The 2,567-nt window shown below is 63.9% G+C and carries 2 protein-coding genes; both read right to left on the bottom strand.

Annotated elements, in window-relative coordinates:
• Positions 1-112 precede the first annotated feature (112 nt).
• Entirely contained in the window at positions 113-862 is a 750-nt protein-coding gene (locus E3T28_RS08120) for an ATP-binding protein (RefSeq protein WP_134429616.1), read from the bottom strand.
• Positions 859-2,409, bottom strand: coding sequence for an IS21 family transposase (istA, locus tag E3T28_RS08115; protein WP_134429614.1), 1,551 nt, complete (start codon positions 2,407-2,409; stop codon positions 859-861). The genes E3T28_RS08120 and istA overlap by 4 nt, the downstream gene beginning before the upstream one ends.
• Between the last annotated feature and the right edge of the window lie 158 nt (positions 2,410-2,567).

Here is a 2,567-nt window from a genome sequence, read left to right as displayed (position 1 = left end):
TGAGTATTCGATCGTCTGAGCCCCACCCGATCGTGCGCTTGAGCCCCACCGATCGTGCGCAGGAGCACCAGTGGTGGTGTGGCTCAGCACCACCGGTGCTCTCTGTCATCGATTACGCGGTGGCGAGGGCTGTGTGCTCGCGCATGTTGTAGTTTCCGGTGTCGACCCAGACGGCGTTGTGGATGATGCGGTCCATGATGGCGTCGGCGTGGACGCCGGCGCCGAGACGCTGGTGCCAGTCCTTCTGCTGATACTGGGTGCAGAACACCGTCGACGTTTCGCCATAGCGGCGCTCCATCAACTCCAGCAGCATTGTCCGCATTGCTTCCGTCGGCCGGTCCAACAGCCACTCGTCGATGACGAGCAGCGTGAAGGCGGCATACTTCCTCAGGAACTTACCGGTTCCGCCGGGGGTGTCTTGGGCGGCGACCCAGGCTTCCTCGAGGTCGGGCATGCGGACGTAGTGTGCGCGGATGCGCTGTTCGCAGGCGCGTTTAGCGATCGCGCAGCCCAGATACGACTTGCCCGACCCGGTGAAGCCCTGGAAGATGACGTTCTTCTGTCGGGTCACGAACGAGCAGGTGCCGAGCTGGGTCAACTGCGACCGATTCAGGCCGCGCTCGTCGAGCAGATCGATGCGGCGCAGGTCCGCGTTCGGGTAACGCAGTCCCGCCCGCCGGATCAGCCCGGCGACCTTGGAATGCATGAAGGTGGAGTAGGCGTCATCGACGACCAGCCTCACTCGCTCCTCGAACGACAAGCTGATCGAGAGGGTGTCGTCTTGGGTGTCGATGGCCTCCAGGAGTTCGCCGGCGTTCATCTCGCGGAGTTTGCGTTTGGTCTCTCCGTCCAGGGCGCTCATCGGTTTCCTCCGGCGTAGTAGGCGCTGCCGCGAACGTAGCCGCCATCATCGCTTTCCGGCTCGGGGACGTGTCCGGTTTTGTCTTGCCCGGTGTCGAGGATCGGGCGCAGATGCGCGTAACGCGGGGAGCGGATCGGACCTCGCAAAGCGAGCTCGCAGGCCGCTTCGACCCGCGGCGCAGGGAACCGGCTCGACAGCCGCAACACTGCCAGCGCCGCATCGAAGCCTGCCTCGTCGATGAAGACGGTCTCGAAGATCTTGGCCGTCACCGTGACGGTTGCCGGCCCGATCCGCGCCGCCCATTCCTCGATCCGGGCCCGGTCCCAGGCTTGGAAGCTGCGGCCTTCGGGCAGGTCCGCGTCGTTCGTCCGATACTGGTTCGTCGTCGTTGCCGGAAGCAGCAAATGGCTGGCCAGGCGCTCATCCCGCCGATAGACCTCCAGCATCGTCTCCGTGACACGCAGGTCCACCAGCGCACCGATCTGGTTGAAGGGAACGGAGTAGAAGTTCTTCGCCCAGACCACGTGGGCGTTGGCGTTGACCTTCCTTTTATAGGACCAGGTGCTGATCTCGAACGGGACCGCCGGCAGGCTCTGCAGCAGTGGCTTCTCCTCCGCGGTGAACACGCTCAGCCGCGACCCGATGCGTTTCTGGAACGGCTCCCGGTTATAGGCAACCATCTGTTCCCGGATCCGCAGACGCAGCTGTGCCAGCGACGTGAACGTCTCATGCCGCAAACCCGCGATCACCCAGGTAGCGACATGGGAGACCGTGTTCTCAGTACTACTTTTGTCGCGCGGGTGGCGAACTCTGCCAGGCAGCACCGCGGCCGAGTAGTGCGCCGCCATCTCCCGGTAGGAGTCGTTGAGCACGACCTCGCCTTCCTTCGGGTGGGAGATAACCCCGGTCTTCAAATTGTCCGGGACCAGGCGCGGGACGCTGCCGCCGAAGAAAGCGAACATTGCGGTGTGGGCGCGCAGCCACGAGTCCTGCTTCATGTCCAGGGTGGCTTCCACGAACGCATACCGGCTGAAGGGCAAGCACGCGACGAACAAATACACCCTCGACATCTCGCCCGTCGTCGGATCCAGCAGTTGCATCGTGGGCCCGGACCAGTCGACCTCGATGCTGCGGCCGGCCTTGTGGCCGACCCGCGACGTCGCCCCCGAGACAGCGGCATGCTCGCCATAGAGGCGGCAGAACCGGTCGTAACTCATCGTCGCCTGCGCCATCGCCGCTGCGTCGACATACTCCTGGTGCAACAGCTTCAACGTCACCCCGACCCGAGCCAACTCCGTATGCACCCGCGCCCAGTCCGGCTGCGCGAAGACACTCTCGTGCACGCCGCGGCCGGGAAACAGCATCGAATACACCGCGGCCTCCGACAACTCCGCGACGTCGTCCCAGCCGATTCCGAGCCGCTCTGCTGCATCGAGCACAGCCCGAATGCTGTGCCGGGACATCCCCTGCGCGGACTCGATCGCCCGTCGCGACAAACCCTGATTTCGCAGCTGCAGGATCTGCTTCGCTTTGATCTTCCGTACCATTACCGGTACTCCTTCCACCACGTGGCGCTCACATGGTGGGAGGAGCTTTTCAGGTGGTGCTCAACCACGCCGGTAGTGGGGCTGAACGACACGAATCACGCATCTGAACAGTGGGGCTCAACCGCACCACAAGTGGTGCCCAACGAAGCCAATATTCA

It is taken from the genome of Cryobacterium sinapicolor (assembly GCF_004403465.1).
GTDB lineage: Bacteria > Actinomycetota > Actinomycetes > Actinomycetales > Microbacteriaceae > Cryobacterium > Cryobacterium sinapicolor.
Note: the sequence above shows the minus strand (reverse complement) of the source record. Positions and strands in the feature narration are given on the sequence as shown.